Annotated in this window: 21 protein-coding genes; 5 read left to right on the top strand and 16 right to left on the bottom strand. The window is 75.1% G+C overall.

Features of this window, described 5'->3' with window-relative positions; translation table 11 throughout:
• Window positions 1-60: 60 nt before the first annotated feature.
• Window positions 61-1,290 carry a L,D-transpeptidase gene (locus TEK04_RS09280; protein WP_336404050.1) on the bottom strand — a complete coding sequence of 410 codons (1,230 nt, stop codon included), beginning with the start codon at window positions 1,288-1,290 and terminating at the stop codon, window positions 61-63.
• A gap of 177 nt (window positions 1,291-1,467) precedes the next feature.
• Between TEK04_RS09280 and panB the strand changes: the two genes are divergently transcribed.
• A complete protein-coding gene (gene panB / locus TEK04_RS09275) occupies window positions 1,468-2,343 on the top strand; it encodes a 3-methyl-2-oxobutanoate hydroxymethyltransferase (protein ID WP_336404049.1) in 876 nt (291 codons plus the stop codon).
• Window positions 2,344-2,434: 91 nt separating this feature from the next.
• Window positions 2,435-2,854, top strand: a complete 420-nt coding sequence (locus tag TEK04_RS09270) for a hypothetical protein (protein WP_336404048.1) — start codon at window positions 2,435-2,437, stop codon at window positions 2,852-2,854.
• Between the two features lie 16 nt (window positions 2,855-2,870).
• Here the strand turns inward: TEK04_RS09270 and npdG are convergent, their stop codons facing one another.
• Window positions 2,871-3,587, bottom strand: coding sequence for an NADPH-dependent F420 reductase (gene npdG / locus TEK04_RS09265; protein WP_336404047.1), 717 nt, complete (start codon window positions 3,585-3,587; stop codon window positions 2,871-2,873).
• A 55-nt stretch (window positions 3,588-3,642) separates the two neighbouring features.
• Window positions 3,643-3,834 carry a hypothetical protein gene (locus tag TEK04_RS09260; protein WP_336404046.1) on the bottom strand — a complete coding sequence of 64 codons (192 nt, stop codon included), beginning with the start codon at window positions 3,832-3,834 and terminating at the stop codon, window positions 3,643-3,645.
• A gap of 115 nt (window positions 3,835-3,949) precedes the next feature.
• Between TEK04_RS09260 and TEK04_RS09255 the strand changes: the two genes are divergently transcribed.
• Both TEK04_RS09255 and TEK04_RS09250 read left to right on the top strand, forming a co-directional pair.
• The gene (locus TEK04_RS09255) at window positions 3,950-5,074 is read left to right on the top strand and encodes a GGDEF domain-containing protein (RefSeq protein ID WP_336404045.1); all 1,125 of its coding nucleotides are present in this window, start codon (window positions 3,950-3,952) and stop codon (window positions 5,072-5,074) included.
• A gap of 23 nt (window positions 5,075-5,097) precedes the next feature.
• On the top strand, window positions 5,098-6,366 hold the full coding sequence (locus TEK04_RS09250) for a M24 family metallopeptidase (protein WP_336404044.1): 1,269 nt from the start codon (window positions 5,098-5,100) through the stop codon (window positions 6,364-6,366).
• On the opposite strand, the gene TEK04_RS09245 is transcribed toward TEK04_RS09250, so the two are convergent.
• The 13 genes from TEK04_RS09245 to TEK04_RS09185 form a co-directional block, all read right to left on the bottom strand.
• Window positions 6,350-7,087, bottom strand: coding sequence for a potassium channel family protein (locus tag TEK04_RS09245; protein WP_336404043.1), 738 nt, complete (start codon window positions 7,085-7,087; stop codon window positions 6,350-6,352). The genes TEK04_RS09250 and TEK04_RS09245 overlap by 17 nt on opposite strands.
• A 27-nt stretch (window positions 7,088-7,114) precedes the next feature.
• The gene (locus TEK04_RS09240) at window positions 7,115-7,540 is read right to left on the bottom strand and encodes a ChaB family protein (RefSeq protein WP_336404042.1); all 426 of its coding nucleotides are present in this window, start codon (window positions 7,538-7,540) and stop codon (window positions 7,115-7,117) included.
• Between the two features lie 9 nt (window positions 7,541-7,549).
• Entirely contained in the window at window positions 7,550-7,936 is a 387-nt protein-coding gene (locus TEK04_RS09235) for an acyl-CoA thioesterase (protein WP_336404041.1), read from the bottom strand.
• A 2-nt stretch (window positions 7,937-7,938) separates the two neighbouring features.
• Complete coding sequence (locus TEK04_RS09230; RefSeq protein ID WP_336404040.1) at window positions 7,939-8,154, bottom strand: hypothetical protein; 216 nt, start codon at window positions 8,152-8,154, stop codon at window positions 7,939-7,941.
• A 37-nt stretch (window positions 8,155-8,191) separates the two neighbouring features.
• Window positions 8,192-9,079 carry a type II secretion system F family protein gene (locus TEK04_RS09225; RefSeq protein ID WP_336404039.1) on the bottom strand — a complete coding sequence of 296 codons (888 nt, stop codon included), beginning with the start codon at window positions 9,077-9,079 and terminating at the stop codon, window positions 8,192-8,194.
• The gene (locus TEK04_RS09220) at window positions 9,079-10,014 is read right to left on the bottom strand and encodes a type II secretion system F family protein (RefSeq protein ID WP_336404038.1); all 936 of its coding nucleotides are present in this window, start codon (window positions 10,012-10,014) and stop codon (window positions 9,079-9,081) included. The genes TEK04_RS09225 and TEK04_RS09220 overlap by 1 nt, the downstream gene beginning before the upstream one ends.
• A complete protein-coding gene (locus TEK04_RS09215; protein WP_336404037.1) occupies window positions 10,014-11,507 on the bottom strand; it encodes a TadA family conjugal transfer-associated ATPase in 1,494 nt (497 codons plus the stop codon). The genes TEK04_RS09220 and TEK04_RS09215 overlap by 1 nt, the downstream gene beginning before the upstream one ends.
• The gene (locus tag TEK04_RS09210) at window positions 11,504-12,691 is read right to left on the bottom strand and encodes a CpaE/TadZ family protein (protein WP_336404036.1); all 1,188 of its coding nucleotides are present in this window, start codon (window positions 12,689-12,691) and stop codon (window positions 11,504-11,506) included. The genes TEK04_RS09215 and TEK04_RS09210 overlap by 4 nt, the downstream gene beginning before the upstream one ends.
• Window positions 12,688-13,428, bottom strand: a complete 741-nt coding sequence (locus TEK04_RS09205) for a CpaB family protein (protein ID WP_336404035.1) — start codon at window positions 13,426-13,428, stop codon at window positions 12,688-12,690. Before TEK04_RS09205 ends, TEK04_RS09210 begins: the two co-directional genes overlap by 4 nt.
• A 46-nt stretch (window positions 13,429-13,474) precedes the next feature.
• A complete protein-coding gene (locus TEK04_RS09200) occupies window positions 13,475-14,446 on the bottom strand; it encodes a hypothetical protein (protein ID WP_336404034.1) in 972 nt (323 codons plus the stop codon).
• Window positions 14,434-14,853: a TadE family protein gene (locus TEK04_RS09195; RefSeq protein ID WP_336404033.1), complete on the bottom strand. Its 420-nt coding sequence runs from the start codon at window positions 14,851-14,853 to the stop codon at window positions 14,434-14,436. Before TEK04_RS09195 ends, TEK04_RS09200 begins: the two co-directional genes overlap by 13 nt.
• A gap of 121 nt (window positions 14,854-14,974) precedes the next feature.
• Window positions 14,975-15,196 (bottom strand): Flp family type IVb pilin, encoded by a 222-nt coding sequence (locus TEK04_RS09190; protein WP_336404031.1) that lies wholly within the window; start codon window positions 15,194-15,196, stop codon window positions 14,975-14,977.
• Window positions 15,197-15,371: 175 nt separating this feature from the next.
• On the bottom strand, window positions 15,372-16,037 hold the full coding sequence (locus TEK04_RS09185) for a prepilin peptidase (protein WP_336404030.1): 666 nt from the start codon (window positions 16,035-16,037) through the stop codon (window positions 15,372-15,374).
• 170 nt (window positions 16,038-16,207) lie between these two features.
• On the opposite strand from TEK04_RS09185, the gene TEK04_RS09180 reads away from it, so the two are divergent.
• Entirely contained in the window at window positions 16,208-16,420 is a 213-nt protein-coding gene (locus TEK04_RS09180) for a hypothetical protein (RefSeq protein ID WP_336404029.1), read from the top strand.
• Window positions 16,421-16,460 lie beyond the last annotated feature (40 nt).

Here is a 16,460-nt window from a genome sequence, read left to right as displayed (position 1 = left end):
CTGTCCTCCGCTCGTGAACGTCTCGTTACGACACCCCGGAGCCTGCCCTCCCGGGGTCGGTCATCGCGCAGCGGGGGCCAGCGCCGAGCCGGCCACCCACTGGTCCCAGCTCACGTTCCAGTCGCCGTAGCCGTCGGTCTCGGCCAGCAGCGGCCCGGCGCCGGTCACCTGGACCACGTCGCCCCGGCCGAAGTTCGAGTAGAACCAGCCCGCGTCCGCCGTCGACACGTTCAGGCAGCCGTGCGAGACGTTGCGGCGCCCCTGCTGCCCCACCGACCACGGGGCGGCGTGCACGAAGATGCCCGAGTTGCTCAACCGCGAGGCGTACTCGACCTCGGTGCGGTACCCGGCCGGGTCGTCGATCGGCACCCCGTAGGTGGAGGAGTCCATCGTGTAGCGGCGCGACTGCTGCATGACGACGTAGGTACCGCTCGGGGTGGGGCTGGAGGCCTTCCCCAGCGACGTGGGCATGGTCTGCACCAGCTGGTCGTCGACGTAGAGCCGCAGCGTCAGCTCGCCGGCGTCCACGACGCCCACCTTCTTGGGCCCGATGTCGAACTCGACGTGCTTGCTGGCCTGGCCGTGGATGCCGTCCCCCACGTCGACGCCGTAGGTGTCGACGTCGACGGCGACGTGGGTGCGTGCGGGCCAGAACTCCGCGGGCCGGTAGTGCACCGTGCGGTCGGACAGCCACGACCACGAGCCGTCGACGTGCGGGGTGGTCACCACCGAGAGCCGCCGCTCGACCGCGGCCCGGTCGGTGACGTCCTCGTCGAAGGTCACCGAGATGGGCTGGCCGACACCGACCACCGCGGTGTCGGCGGTCGGGTAGACCGTCGGCATGGTCAGCGTGCGCGGGCTGACGGTGCCGACCGTGCCCCGCGCGGTGGTGGTGCGGCCGTCGGCGCCCGTGGCGGTCACCGCGACGGCGTAGGTGTCGCCGTAGCCGAGGTCCTCGCTGGCGGTCCAGGTGCCGGCCGCGGGGTCGAGCGCGCCGGCCAGCGGTGTGCCGCCGGCGTCGGTGACCGCCACCGAGGTGAGGGTGCCGTGGCCGGCCAGCACCCGCAGCGGGGTGACCGGGTCCACGTCGACCGAGCCCAGCGGGGGGTCGATGCTGATGACCGCTGCCGGCACGGCCGGGCTCGTCGGCGCCGCCGAGGTGGTCGCCGGCGCCGTGGCGGCGGTGTCGAGCCCGGACCGGCAGCCGGCCAGCCCGGTCACCAGGACGACGGCGAGCACCACGGGCAGCACGACGCGGGGGACGCGACGACGGGTACGGACGACGGGCATGGTGACCTCGGGACATCGGGCGGGCGACCGCAGCGGGGCGGTGGAGGGATACAAGCAGCCCGAGCGACCCATCGGGGCGTCCTGCCAGGTGCAGGAACGACAGCGTTCCGGTGCCGAGACTGGCAGGTCTCGTCGGCCAGGGGCCGCGGTCCCGGTGGCGGGTGCAGGATGGGCCCCGTGACCACGCCGTCGTCGTCCCCGTCCCCCGCCCCCTCACCGGACGCCTCGGAGTCCGTCCTCTACGGCGGGGGCTCGCCCACCGCCCGGGTGCGCACCCACCACCTGCAGGCGGCCAAGGCGGCCGGCGACAAGTGGTCGATGCTCACCGCCTACGACACCTACTCCGCGCGGGTCTTCGAGGAGGCCGGCATCCCGGTGCTGCTGGTCGGCGACTCGGCCGGCAACGTGGTGCTGGGGCACTCCTCGACCGTGCCGGTGACGGTGGAGGACCTGCTGGTGTTCACCAAGGCGGTCACCCGGTCGACGTCGCGGGCGCTGGTCGTGGCCGACCTGCCGTTCGGCTCCTACGAGGCCTCGCCCGAGCAGGCCTTCACCACCGCCGTGCGGATGATGAAGGAAGGCGGGGCGCAGGCGGTCAAGCTCGAAGGCGGCGCCCGGGTGGCCCCGCAGGTCAAGCTGCTCAGCGAGAACGGCATCCCCGTGATGGGGCACGTCGGGTTCACCCCGCAGTCCGAGCACGCCCTGGGCGGTTTCCGGGTGCAGGGCCGGGGCGAGGGCGCCGACCAGGTGCTGGCCGACGCCCGTGCCGTCGCCGACGCCGGCGCGTTCGCCGTCGTCCTGGAGATGGTCCCCGCCGACGTGGCCGCCCGGGTCACCGCCGAGCTCGCCGTCCCCACCGTGGGCATCGGCGCCGGGCCCGACTGCGACGCCCAGGTGCTGGTGTGGCCGGACATGGCCGGCCTCAACGGGGGCCGGGTGCCGAAGTTCGTGAAGAAGTACGCCGACCTGCGCGGGGAGCTGCTGCGGGCGGCCCAGGAGTACGCGGCGGAGGTGCGCAGCGGGGTGTTCCCCGGCCCGGAGCACAGCTTCTGACCGGCCCGGCGATCCGTGCCCTGCTCGACTGAACAGGATCGTCCGGATTGCCGAAGTTCCTCGGGCAGGCCCCCACCGGAGAGGAACCCTCGTGAAGTTCGACCGCACCGCACTCATCGGCGTCGCCTCGGGCGTCGTGTTCCTGGCCGCCGTCGTCGGCGGGGTGGCGGCCAACGCCGCCCCCGGCGACCCGGGGACCGCCCCGGCCGCCGTCACCGCCGAGGTGGCCCCCACCGCCGAGGCCGCCCCGACTGCTCCCACCGCCGCGCAGGCCCCGGTCGCGGCCACGGCCCCCACGGCCGCGACGGCCCCGGTCGGCGCGCCCGCGCCCACCGCGGAACCGGCCGCCACCGGCTCCACCGCGCCCGTGGCCGGCACCGCGTCGGTCGCCGGGACGGCTCCCACCGGCAGTGCCGCCCCCACCGCGGACACCGCACCGGTCGCCCCGACCGCTGGCGGTGGCTGCCCGGCCGGCACCCTGCTCAGCCTGGGCGTGTGCATCCGGCTCTGAGCCCCGCGACCGACCCTCAGACGCCGGTGACCCGCACGCCGGCGTGCGTCTTGTACCGGCGGTTGACCGACACCAGGTTGATCGTGAGCGCCTCGACCTGCCGGGCGTTGCGCAACCGGCCGGCGTAGACCCCGCGCAGCCCGGGCAGCTGGCCCGCCAGGGCCTGCACCAGGTCCATCGAGGCGCGGTCGTCGCCGACGACCATCACGTCGCCCTCGAGCGTCGGGTGGGAGAGGTCCTCCAGCGACACCGCCGAGAGGTGGTGGAAGGCACCGACGACGTGGCTGTCGGGCAGCAGGGCCGCCGCCTGCTGGGTGACGCTGCCCTCGGGGACGTCGAGGACGTAGGCGCCGAGCTCGTCCCAGCCCATCGGGACGACGCAGTCGACGACGACCTTGCCGGCCAGCGCCGGGGCCAGACCGGTCAGCAGCTCGGCGTGCCCGGCGAAGGGGACGGCGACCACCACGACGTCGGCGGCCCCGGCGACGTCGTCGTTGGACCCGCCCCGCACCGAGACCTCGGCCCCGCCCGACGCCTGCGCGGCGCGGGCGGCCACCTGCTCGGCCACCTCGACGGCCCGGTCGGCCTCGCGGGACCCCAGCAGCACCCGCTGGCCGGACGCCGCCCACCGCACCGCCAGGCCCCGGCCCTGGGGGCCGGTCCCGCCCACGATGCCCACCACGAGCTCGCCCACCGGGCGACCCCCGCCCGCTGCCGTGTTGCCCTCGCCCACGTCCGCTCCTCGAGTCGGCAAGCCCGGAGTCGGCCCGCCGGTCGATCGTGCCAGGTCAGCTCCGCTCGCCGCGCTCCCAGGCCCGGTCCTCGGCGTCGGCCTGCTCGTTGCGCTCGGCCACCTTCTCCAGCGCCGCGGCGGCCTCCTCCCGCGTCGCGAACGGCCCGAGCCGGTGCCGCTCGGCGCAGCCGTCGGGGCCCTCCACCGTGTGGTGCCGCAGGCAGAAGAACCACGGTCCCTGGCTCATGTCGACGTCCTCCCGGTTCAGCGGGGTGCACGCGTGCGCACCCGGACCGCGCCAGCCTGGCACCCCGGCGGGCAAGGCGCAGTGCGCGCCGTGAGCGGTGGGGCACACTCTCGTCGTGCCCGCCGACCGCCGCCGCCCCGAGGTGGGGCCCGGCGACGGCTCCGGGGTGATGGGTGGTCGGGTCGCGGCGCGCGTCATCGCGGTCCTCCTGCTGGTCGGCTCGGCGCTCGGCGCGCTCAACCTGCGGGTCGACGGCGTGCTGCGGCCGGGCACCCCGACCGGCGTCTACGCCGGGGCGATGGCCCTGCTGGCCGCCCTGGCCGTGGTCCTCCTGGCCACCGGCCGGGTGGGGCGGGCCGCGGTCGCCGGTCTGGTGCTGCTCGGTGACGTGGTCTACGTCGTCGTCGCCCTGTCGATCACCGAGCCGATGCTCTACGCCCCGCCGCTGATGATGCTGTTCGCCGCGTTCGCGGCCGCCTGGTTCCTCGACGGGTGGCTGCTGGGCGCGCACATGCTCGCCGTCCCGGTGGCCTGCTGGGTCGCCCTGCACGGCAGCTTCGCGGACCCGGTGCCGCTCGCCGTCCAGGTGCTGGTGCAGTCCGTGGTCCTCGACGTCGCCTCCTTCGGGGTCTACGTGCTGCGCCGCCGGGTGCAGCGGCTGCTGGTGGCCACGGAGCGGCTGTCGTCCACCGACCCGCTCACCGGCCTGGCCAACCGCCGGTCCATGACCGCCCAGGCGGGCCGGCTGTGGGCGCAGGCGCAGCGGGAGGGCCTGTCGGTCGCGGCCTTCCTGCTCGACCTCGACCGGTTCAAGCAGCTCAACGACGCCCACGGCCACGCCACCGGGGACGCGGTGCTGCTGGCCGTCGCCGCTTCGCTGTCCCGCGAGGTCCGCCCCACCGACGTGCTGGCCCGCACCGGCGGCGAGGAGATGGTGGTGCTGGGCCTGGTGCACGACCACCACGACGCCCGGCAGCTGGGCGAACGGCTGCGCGCCGCCGTCCGCCGGGCCGAGCACGACCGGCACCGGGTCACCGCCTCCGTGGGGTCGGCCATCACCACCCCCGTGCCGGGCGAGGACCCGCACGACGCGGTCTGGCGGCTCATCGACCGCGCCGACGCGGCGATGTACACCGCCAAGCAGGCCGGGCGGGACCGGGTCGAGCTGGCCGTGCCGCAGCTGCCCCGCCCCCGGCTGGGTGGTGGCGCCCGCCTCGAGGACGGCCGCAGCGCCGGCTGAGCGCCGTCTGGTCTCATCGGGGCGTGACCGCGACCCTGCAGCAGGTGCCCCTCCCCCTCCGCGAGCAGGCCGCGGTGCGCGACGGCTGGCTGTCGCGGCGAGTGGCCGAGCTGCTGCCCGGGTTCATGGACGAGGCCGGCATCGACCTGTGGGTGGTGGTCGGTCGGGAGTACCACGAGGACCCGGTGCTGCCCTCGCTGCTGCCGGCCACGTGGCTGTCGGCCCGCCGGCGCACCGTGCTGCTGCTGCACCGCACCGCGACCGGGGTCGCGCCCGCGGCGGTGGCCCGCTACCCGGTCGGTGACTTCGCGTCGGTCTGGCACCCCGCCGACGACGACCCCGCGCACACCCCCGAGGCCGCCCAGTGGGCCGCCGTCCGCCGCACGGTCGACCGGGCCCGGCCCACCCGCATCGGCATCGACGTCTCGGCGACCTTCGCGCACGCCGACGGCCTCTCCCACACCGACCACGAGCAGCTGCTGGCCGCCCTGGGTCCGTGGGCCGACCGGGTGGTGCCGGCCGAGGCGCTGGCCGTGCGCTGGTTGGAGACCCGGTTGCCGGAGGAGATCGCCGCCCTGCACGGGATGAACGCCCTGGTGCACCGCACGGTCGACGAGGCCTTCTCGCGGTCGGTGATCACCCCGGGGACGACCACGGCCGCCGACGTGGCGTGGTGGGTCCGGCAGCGCTTCCACGACCTCGGGGTGGACCCGTGGTTCCAGCCGACCGTCGACGTCCAGCGGCGGGGGCTGCCGGGCCCGACCGAGGACGCCGTCGTGCAGCGCGGGGACCTGCTGCACTGCGACGTCGGGTTGCGCACGCTGGGCCTGACCACCGACACCCAGCGCAACGCCTACGTGCTGGCCGACGGCGAGACGGCGGCACCGGCGGGCCTGGTCGCCGCGCACGCGGTGGGCAACCGGATGCAGGACCTCGTGACCGCGGCGATGCAGCCCGGCCGCACCGGTGACGAGGTGCTGGCCGCGGCCCGCGCCGGGGCAGCGGCGGAGGGCATCGACGGCGACGTCTACTCCCACCCGGTCGGCGTGCACGGGCACGGGGCCGGGCCGGCCATCGGCATGTGGGACGCCCAGGACGGCGTCCCCGGCGCCGGCTCGGCCCGGCTGCACGCCGACACCACCTGGGCGCTGGAGCTGTGCGTGCGGGTGCCGGTGCCCGAGTGGGACGGGCAGGTGGTGCGGATGGCCCTCGAGCAGGGCGTCGCGCTGACCGCCGAGGGGGTCGACTACCTCGACGGCCGGCAGACCGGTTTGATCACCGTCCCGGGGTGAGGTCGCGACCGGGGAGCTCGGCGCGCAGGGCACGGACCTCGGCGGCCAGCTCGCGCACCTCGGCCCGCAGGTCGTCGGACTCCCCGTCCCGGGCGTCGCTGACGCGGTCGACGAACCACGACGCCACGGCGGCGGTGACCACCCCAAGCAGGGCGATCCCGGCCAGCATGAGCAGCACCGCGACCACCCGGCCCTCGCCGGTGACCGGGTAGCGGTCGCCGTACCCGACGGTGGAGATCGTGGTGATGGCCCACCACACGGCGTCGCCGAAGTCGGTGATGTTCGCGTCGGGCGCACCCCGTTCGGCGTCCAGGACGGCGAGCGCGGCCATGAAGACCACGAGCGAGGCCGACACCGTCACGTAGCCGGCCACGCGGCCGTGCAGGTCGGTGGCCAGCCGCCGGTCGATCACCCGCGCCACGCGGACGAGGCTGATGATCCGCAGCGGGCGCAGCAGGGGCAGCAGCACGGCGACGCCGTCCACCCAGTTGGTGCGCACGAACCGCCACCGGCGTTCGGCCAGCACGAGGCGCACGAGGTAGTCGGCCAGGAACACCGGCCACACGGCCACCGTCACCAGGCCCAGGGTGGTCTCGACCCAGCCGGGCAGGCCGACCCCCAGCACGCGCCAGGCGTAGGCCACCACGAAGAGCACCGCCAGCCCGATCATCGGCCACTGGGTGGCCTGCTCGTACTGCTGCCGTCGTCGGTCCCGGTCCACCCGGACATGGTGCCCGGACGGCGCGGATCAGTCGCGGGCGTCCCGGGTGGCCTTGTCGTTGGCCTTCTCCAGCGCCTCGACCAGCTCGTCCTTGGTCATCGTCGAGCGGCCCTCGACGTCGAGCTCCTGGGCGCGGGAGTACAGGTGCTCCTTGGTGGCGTTCTCGTCGACGCCGCCGGCGGTGCCCAGGTCGGTGTCGCGGTCGCCGCGGGCCGACTGCTCGTCGGAGGGGCCGTTCTCCTCCTTGGGCTCCCAGTGGTCCCCCACCTTCTCGTGGGTGTGCTTCACCGCCGACCAGGCCACCCGGTTGGCGGCCTGCTCGTCGCCGTCGTAGGTGTCCACCGCGCTGTCGTGGGCCTGCGCGTAGGTGTCCTTGGCCTTGTCGTCGGAGCGCTGCAGGGTGCTGGGCAGCTCGTCCTCGATCGGCTTCCCGCTCTTGGTCGTCTTGGGCATGGGGTGGTGCTACCCGTCGGCGGGCTCGCAGAACGTCGTCCAGCGGGCCCGCTCGGCCTCGGTGAGCGGGCGCGGGGCGTCGTCCTCGACGTGCACCAGGACGGCGACCAGGTCGATCGCCACCTGGTCGTCCTGGCGCAACTGCTGGCGCACCGTCACCGAGCTCGTGCCCAGGCGGGTGACCCAGCTGTCGACGTCGACGTGCTCACCGGCCCGGTAGAACAGCTGGCGCCGGTAGTCAACCTCCAGCCGGGCCAGGATGACCGGCGGTTCGTCGCCCTCGCCGGTCATCACCAGCCGGGCGTCCTCCAGCAGGGAGAGCGCTCGGGCGTGGTTCACGTGGCCGTAGCGGTCGGGGTCGGACCACCGCAGCTGGACGGGGTGCCGGTGCCGCACGCTCAGACCGTCTCGTCGGAGGAGCGGTGCCCGCCCTCGTCGGCGTCGGGGTGCAGCGTGCGCTCCTCGGACTCGGCCAGGATGGCCTCCGCCTGGGCGTCGGCGTCGTCGCTGCCGCCGGCCGCCTGCTCCTCGGGGAGCAGCTCGGCGCGCGTGTCCACGTTCTCGGGGGTCACGTTGGCGCGGGCCTCGGCGGTGGGGTCCTGGCTGGAGGTCATGCCGCCGACCCTAGGACGCGGCCCCGGCCGGGGCACCTCAGCCCAGGACCTCGCCCAGGCCGAGGAAGACCGGGCCCAGGACGACGATCAGCAGAGCCGGGAGGATGCACACCATCAGCGGGAACGACACCTTGACGGGCACCTTCATGGCCCGCTCCTCGGCCCGCTGGCGCCGCTTGGTGCGCATCTCCGCCGCCTGCACGCGCAGCACGTCCGACACCGCGATGCCGTAGCTGTCGGCCTGGTTCACCGCGGCGACGAACCGGCGCAGGTCGTCGATCCGGGTACGGGCGACCAGGGCCTCGTACGCCTCCCGGCGCGGCCGGCCGACGTTCACGTCGGCCAGCGTCCGGCGGAACTCCTCGGCCAGCGCGCCGGTGCCGTTGTTGGCCACCCAGGCCATCGCCGCCTCGAAGCCCAACCCGGCCTCCACGGCGATGGTCATCTCGTCCAGCACGTCGGGCAGCTCACGGGTCAGCACGGCCTGCCGCTCCTTGGCCCGGCCGTCGAGGACGGCGTCGGGCAGCCAGTACGCGCCGACCGTCGCGGCCGCGCCCAGCACCAGCACCAGCGGGCCCGGTCGGGCCTCGAGCACGAGCAGCCACACCAGCCCGACGACCAGGACCAGGGCCGGCTTGGCCGTCAGCACCCGGGCCATCGTCCAGCCCGCCGGGTGGCCGGCGGCCAGCAGCAGCCGGCGGGTGCGCCGGGCCTCGCGCTCGGGGGTGAGGGTGCGCAGGACCGCCAGCCAGCCGTTGCCCCGCGACTCCAGGGACCCGCTGACCGGTGTGCTCACGCCCAGGCCGCGGGTCAGGTTGCGGTGCGCGATGGCCAGGGGGCGGCGGGAGGTGGACGTGAGGGCGTAGACCCCGAAGGCCAGCGGCAGCACGAGGGCCAGCGACGCGGCGAGGAGCAGCGGTGGCATCAGAACCTCACCTTCACGATGGAGCGCAGCCAGAGCGCGCCGGTGGTCATGAGCACGGCGGCGACGACGAGCAGCAGCAGGCCGGTGCCGGTCTGCACCAGCGGGGCCAGGTAGCCGGGGGCCGTCACCGACATGATCAACGCGACGCCGAAGGGCATCGCGAGCAGGACGACGCCGGAGGTGCGCCCCTCCGCCGACAGCGCCCGGGCCTGGCGGAACAGCTGGGCCCGGTCGCGCAGGGTCTCCCCCACGCGGTCGAGCACCTCGGCCAGGTTGCCGCCCACCTCGCGGTGCACGCCGATGGCCTGCACAAGCCAGCGGAAGTCGTCGCTGCCCGTGCGGTCGGCGACCTCGGCGAGCGCGTCGTTCACGTCGCGGCCGACCCGCACCTCGTTCACCACCCGGGCGAACTCGTCGCACATGGGGGCCGGGGTGTCCCGGGACACGGCGTCGACGGCGCGCAGCAGGCTGTGGCCGGCCCGCAGGCTGCTGGCCATCAGCTGGAGGGCGTCGTCGAGCTGCTCGGCGAACGCCCGGCGGCGGCGCTGGACCTTGAGCGTCAGCCACGCCCACGCCGCGGCGGGTGCGAGGAGGGCCAGCAGCACCGCCAGCGCCGGTCCGCCGACCAGGCCGCCCAGCAGGAGGCCGATGACCAACCCCACGGCGACCACCACGAGGAGGTCCGGTGCCGCGATGCCCGCGCCCGCGAGCGCCACGGCCCCGGCCAGGCGTCCGGCGGGGTCCAGGCGGTCGAGCGCGCGCTGGGCGAGGGCGACCGTCTCGTCGGCGGTGCTGACCCGGCGGCGGGACGCCGCGGCGGCGGTCGGGCGCAACCGGGCGGCGTCGACCCGCGGCGGGCGGGTGACCAGCAGCCAACCCACGACGAGCAGCCCCAGCGCCACCGCGCCGGCCGCCGCCCACACCGGGCCGGCCATCAGGGCCGCACCTTCGCGGTGGGTCGGCGCGCACCGCCAGCGGGCGCGGCGAACACCCGGGGGGACACGCTGACCCCCAGCTCGGCGAAGCGGTCGACGAAGCGGGGGCGCACCCCGGTGGGCACGGCCTTGCCCAGCAGCCGCCCGTTCAGGTCGGCGCCGGCGGAGTGGTCGAAGAGGAACGCGTCCTGCAGCGTGACCGTCTCGCCCTCCATGCCCTGCACCTCTGTCACGTGCGTGATCCGCCGGGTCCCGTCGCGCAGACGCGAGATCTGGACGACCAGGTCCACCGCCGAGGTGACCTGCTCGCGGATGGCCCGCAGGGGCAGGTCCATGCCGGCCATGAGCACCAGCGTCTCCAGGCGGGCGATGGCGTCGCGGGGGTTGTTCGCGTGCACGGTCGACAGCGAGCCGTCGTGCCCGGTGTTCATCGCCTGCAGCATGTCCAGGCTCTCCCCGCCGCGGACCTCCCCGACCACGATGCGGTCGGGGCGCATGCGGAGGGAGTTGCGCACCAGGTCGCGGATGGAGATCTCGCCCTTGCCCTCGATGTTGCGCGGCCGGGACTCGAGCCGGACGACGTGCTCCTGCTGCAGCTGCAGCTCGACGGCGTCCTCGATGGTGATGATGCGCTCGGACTCGGGGATGAAGGACGACAGCACGTTGAGCAACGTCGTCTTCCCGGTGCCGGTGCCGCCCGACACGACGACGTTGAGCCGGGCCTCCACGCAGGCCCGCAGCAGCTCGGCCATCTCCGGGCTCAACGTGCCGTAGGAGATGAGGTCACCGATGCCCAGCGGGGTGCGGGAGAACTTGCGGATCGTCAGCGACGACCCGCCGAACGCCAGCGGCGGGATGATCGCGTTGACGCGCGAACCGTCGGCGAGCCGTGCGTCGACCATCGGCGAGGACTCGTCGATGCGTCGTCCGACCCGGGACACGATGCGCTCGATGACGCGGCGCAGGTGCTCCTCGGAGGTGAAGGTCGAGGCGGTGCGCACCAGGCGGCCCTGGCGTTCGACGTAGACGGAGTCCGGGCCGTTGACCATGATCTCGGTGACGTCGGGGTTGTCCAGGTGCGGCTGCAGCGGGCCGTACCCGAGCACCTCGTCGGTGACCTCGGTGATGAGCCGGCGGCGGTCGGCGTCCGAGAGCGGCGTGGGGTCGTTGGCGACCACGCGCTGCAGCTCCGAGTTGACCAGCCGGTGCAGCTGCTCCTCGGGCACCTCGGAGCTGGAGAGCTTGGTGCCCAGCCGGTCGAAGAGCGCCTGGGTGGCCCGGGCGCGCAGCTGGGTGAGCCCGTCCCCGACGATGACCGGCGCCTGCGGTTGGGCGTGCCGGCCGACGACGTCGACCTCGACGGGCACCGAGGAGACCCGCGCGGCGAGCGTGACCGGCTCGTCGCCGTGGTCGGCGGTGCGGGCGAGGCGGACCGGGTCGGGGCCGAGGGCGTCCTCCCCCCGTGCGGTGGCCAGCCGGTCGACGAGCTTCACCGGGCACCCACCCGCAGGCGACCCAGGACACCCTTGCGCGCGGGGGCCGGCTCGGGCAGGAACCGGTCGACCAGGGCCTGCAGCCCGCGGGCCACCTGGTCCCGCGAGCCCCCGGCCAGCAACGGCACCCCGGTGTTGGTCGACAGCGGGACGGCGGTGCTGCGGGGCAGGACCAGGTCCAGCGGGGCGCCGAGGGTGTCCTCGATGTCGGCGAGGGCCAGACCCCCGGCGCTGTCGGACCCGTTGAGCAGCAGGTGCCGGCCGCGCGGGACGAGGTCGAGCTCGGTCAGCACGTCCAGCTCCTTGCGCATCCCGCGGACCCCGGGGACGTCCATGCTGCTCATGAGCACCAGGTCGGTCGCCCGTTCGAGAGCGGTCAGCGTGTGGTCGGACAGACCGGGTGCGGTGTCGACGACGACGAAGCGGAACTCCTGGGCCAGGGTGTCCAGCAGCCGGGCCACCTGGGCGGCGGTGACCGCGTCACCGGCCGCCGGCGAGTCGCTGCCGGCGACCACGTACAGGCCGCTGTCGTGCCGGGTCAGGAAGCTCTTGAGCACGAGCGGGTCCGTCGAGGCTGCCCCGTGCACCGTGTCGGGCAGCGTGTACTCGGGCGCCAGGGCAAGGGCGCTGGCCACGTCGCCGAACTGCACGTCGAGGTCCACCAGGACGGTGGAACCCTGCCCGGAGCGGGCCAGCCCGACGGCCAGGTTGGTGGACACGGTGGTCTTGCCGACACCGCCCTTGGCCGACCCGACCACCACCAGCCGGTGCCCCCGGTCGCCGCTGGTCTCCCGCAGCGCCTCGCGCCTGGCCTCGGCCCACTCCGCTCCGCGGGCCACCACCCCGTCGACGTGGTCCTGGTGGGCGTCGGCGGTCAGCAGGTCACGGACCCCGGCGTGCATGGCACGCATCCACAGGTCCGGGTCGGTCGAGCTGGTGGCCATCACGATGCAGGTGGGGGCGGCCAGCACGTCGGCGCGGGTGGCCAGCGCGAGAGCCCGCTCCTCGGGCACGTCGGGCCCCAGCACCGTGACGCCGGGGGAGCCGGCCTCGGCCACGCGGGCGAACAGGCCGCCGTCGGCGTCGAGCGCCTCGACGCCGAGTGAGACGACGTCGCCGTCGCAGGCGTGGGCGAAGCGGGCGACGAGGTCGGCGCCGACGCCGACGGTCAGGACGGTGCTCACGAGGTGGCTCCCGAGGTGGCGGAGGTGTCGGACGGGGACGGGGCGGACGACCCGCCGGAGAGGGCGGTGCCGTCACCGGAGAAGCGCTCCGCGGTCGCGGTGCCGGGCGCCTGCAGCGACAGGTAGACGGTGCCGTCGGCCTGGGCGGCGGAGACCGCCGCGGCCGCGGTGGGGCTCAGCGCCAGCGTCACGGTCCAGACGCCGTCCGGGTCGGCGGGGGCGAAGACGCGGGTGACGAGGACGCCGTCGAGCTCGACGGCGACGTCGGGGCCGTCGTTGATTGTCGACGCGGTGCCGAACACCCCGGCCAGGTCGCCGGGCACGAGCGTGCCGCCGGCGGCGCGCTGCCGCTCGAGGGTGAGGCTGATCTCCTCGGTGCCCTCGGGCGCCGGACGGGAGCCGTCGGCGCGGGTCGCGTCCGGGTCGCCGAAGCGGCCGGTCTGCAGCAGCTCGCCGGGCAGCAGCTCGGCGGTCGTGCTCAGCCCGCTCACCGCGGACAGGTCGGTGACCGCCCCGTCGGCGACGAGGCGGGCCGGCACCTGCGCGGTGGTCACCGAGGCGGACAGATCCTCCGCGGGGGTGCCGGCCGGCACCTGCGCGGTGACCACGAGCACCGGGGTCAGCGTTTCGGCGGCCTGGGCGCGCGCGTCGGCGCCACGGGCGTACCCGAGCACCACCCACACGCCGCCGGCGGCGACCAGGACGGCCACGACGGCGGCCACGAGACGGCGGTTCATGGGGCGGTGCTCCTTCGACGGGTGGGGATGGGGACGGCGGGTGGGGTCAGCACGGGCAGCGACGCCCCTGCCAGGTGTCGGGGTCCCACAGGAAGACGGCGCGGGCCCCCAGGTCCGGGGCGGTGGGCACGGCGTCCGGGGTGCTGATCTGGTGCGCGGACCAGTCCCAGTAGCCGGTGACCGTCGCCGGCGACCCGGCCCGGACGGAGGTCACGTGCAGGGCGGCGTAGCCGTACACGCGCACCGCGGTCGACGAGCTCTGGTCGTACACCGGGACCCAGACGTCCTGGCCGACCAGGCCGGCGAGGTAGGACGCAGAGCAGGCCGCGGGTGCGGTGGTCGGCACGGTCAGCACCTGACCGGTGACCGACGCGGTGGTGCACCCGCCGCTGGACGCCGTGAGCGCGGTCGTCCCGCGCACCGGTCCGCCCGCGGGCCCGGTGCAGGAGGCCCCCGCGGTGTCGGTGGCGAGCTTGAGGGTGGTCGACGACGACGGAAGACCCACCCCTTGGGTGAGCGTGCTGCGGAACGCGCACCACGACACGGCCAGCGGGAGGTCCGCGGTGGCCGAGGGTGCACCGGACCAGCGCGCCATCGACTCCACGGTCAACGTCGACGTCGGGCTCCCGAGGACGGCGGCGAAGAGGTGCCTGATCGTCCACGTGCCCTGGGAGCGCGTGGCGCGCTGGCCGGTGTCGTACTGGATCCACCCGGTGCCCGGCTGCAGCGTCGCCAGCTTGGACCCGGCGTTGTTCTCGATGAAGTAGTAGGAGATCTTCGTCTGGATCTCGGTCATCGACCCGCAGTCGCCCTCGGCGCAGTCGATCGCCTCGGCGAGGGCAGCGGCGTCGGCACCGGTGATGACCTGGTTGCGCGCCATCCACGACGCCGTGGTGTCCACGGCCAGGGCGGCGGCCGCGGAGAGCAGGGGGATGAGCAGGGCGACGGCCACGGCCACGGCCCCGCGCTCGCCGGCGGGCCCGCGCACCCACAGGCGGCGCGCGGTCAGGCGCCGCACCGGAACACCGCCTGACCGGTGATCGGGAAGGCCACGCCACCGGCGAAGGACCCGAAGGGCTGGAAGGTGTACCGGATGGTCACCGTGATGTTGCTGCCCGAGGCCGCGCCCCGGCACGAGGTCGGCGAGATGGAGATGCTCGAGCTCGCGAGGGGGACCGCCGAGGCAGACGCGGTGTCGAGGGCGCGTTGGCGCGCCGTCGACGCGTCGTTGCCGATCGCGAACTCGCGGGCCGCTTCGCGGGCCGCCCCGGACAGGGCGGACTGCACCTGGAAGGCGCGGCTCACCGAGATGATGCTGAACAGGAAGATGAGCAGGAGCGGCACGACGAGGGCGAACTCGACGGCGGCGGCGCCGCGCTCACCGCGCCGACCTGGGCGGCGGGTGCAGCGGGTGCGACGGGGCACGGGTCTCCTCCTCCTGCTTCGTGGGCTGTCGTCCAGGGCTGGCTGCGCGGTCGCGAGCCGCCGGGCCGGCCGGCAGGCAGTGCGTGCACCACCCACCGGCCGGACCCGGAGAGGTCTGCGTTCAGCTCTTGCCGTTGAGGTTCACGCTGGTGAACAGCTCGTTGAGCTTCGGGCCGAAGAGGGCGACGGCGCCGACGACCGCGATCGCGATGGCGCCCACGAGCAGGGCGTACTCGACGGCGCTAGCACCGGTCTCGCGCGCCTTGAGCTCCGTGGCGTGCGCGGCAACCCGGTCGCCCGCGGTGACCGACAGGGCGAAGAGGGTCTGGAACAGGTGGGTCATGTGGTGCTCCTCCGGGAAGCCGTCACCGGGGCGGACCAGGGTGGTCCTGGTGCGGCTGCGTGACCGTGATCGGAGGGCCGCAGCCGCTACCGGAGCCGAACCGGCACATCTCCCCCTCGGGGGTGACGTGCGTCTGACCTGCCGTTTCGGCCCTGGTCGTTCCGTTCGCGGCGAGTCAGCCGGCGACGAGGACCCCGGTCAGCAGGGTGCCGGCGAGCAGCGCCGGGCCGAAGGCGAGCTGGGTGCTGCGCCCGGCGCGGCGCAGCGCCAGCAGCGCCAGGGCGAGCACGGCCTGCAGCACGAAGCCCAGGAGCACCCCGACGAGCACGGGCTCCCAGCCGAGCCGGCCGAGGTAGAGGCCCAGCAGGAGCCCGAGCTTGACGTCGCCCAGGCCGAGACCGGCCGGGTTGACCCAGGCCAGGGCCAGCAATGCGGTGAACACCACGCCGGCGGCCAGCAGGCCGCGCGCGAACCCGCCCCACTCCCCCGTGCCGAGGGCCTCGGCGCCGAGCAGGACCAGCCCGCCCACGGTGGCCGGCAGCAGCACGCGGTTGGGCAGCAGGTGGTGCTGCAGGTCGATCACCACCAGCACGACGGCGCACGCGGCGAGCCACAGCCAGGCAGGCAGCAGCGGCACGGCGCCGAACCGGACGGCGAGCAGTGCGAGGAGAACCGCCGTGGTCAGCTCCACCCACGGCGGTGCGACGGCGGCCGGCCGGGTGAGCAGCGCGCCCGGCAGCAGGTCGGCGGCGTCGGGACGGCGGGCGACCACGCGCTGGGCCAGCACGTTCAGACCCCGGCCGACGCCGAGGCCGGCCAGTGCGACGACCGCTGCCAGCACCCACCCACCCACGTCGGGCAGGGTCGCACGCCCCGCGCCCGGCGCCGAGCAGGCGCGGAGGGGCACGGCGTGGTTCGCCGACCCGGACCGTGCGGTTTCGTCACATGTGACGGCGGATCGGCCTGCCGCGGCCCTGCCGTGGCGTGCGCCACCCGGCCTACCGTGGCTGCATGGCCCACAACCGATCCGCCACGGCCGAGCTCGACCCGGCCGCACGTATCCGCCAGCTGCACCTCGTCGCCGCCGCCCGCGTCGCCGCCGCCCGCGCCACCTCGGTGCAGCAGGTGACCGACATCGTGCGGGTGACCGTGGACGACGAGGTGGACACCCGCACGTTCGCCGCCATCGTCACCGACTGCTCGGCCGGACTCCCCCGCAGCTGACACCCTTCGGCACCTACCGCGGGGAGCCTGGCCCGACGCG

The sequence above is a fragment of the Klenkia sesuvii genome, assembly GCF_037083825.1.
GTDB lineage: Bacteria > Actinomycetota > Actinomycetes > Mycobacteriales > Geodermatophilaceae > Klenkia > Klenkia sesuvii.
The sequence above is the reverse complement of the archived record's forward strand: the minus strand, read 5'-3'. Positions and strand labels throughout refer to the sequence as shown.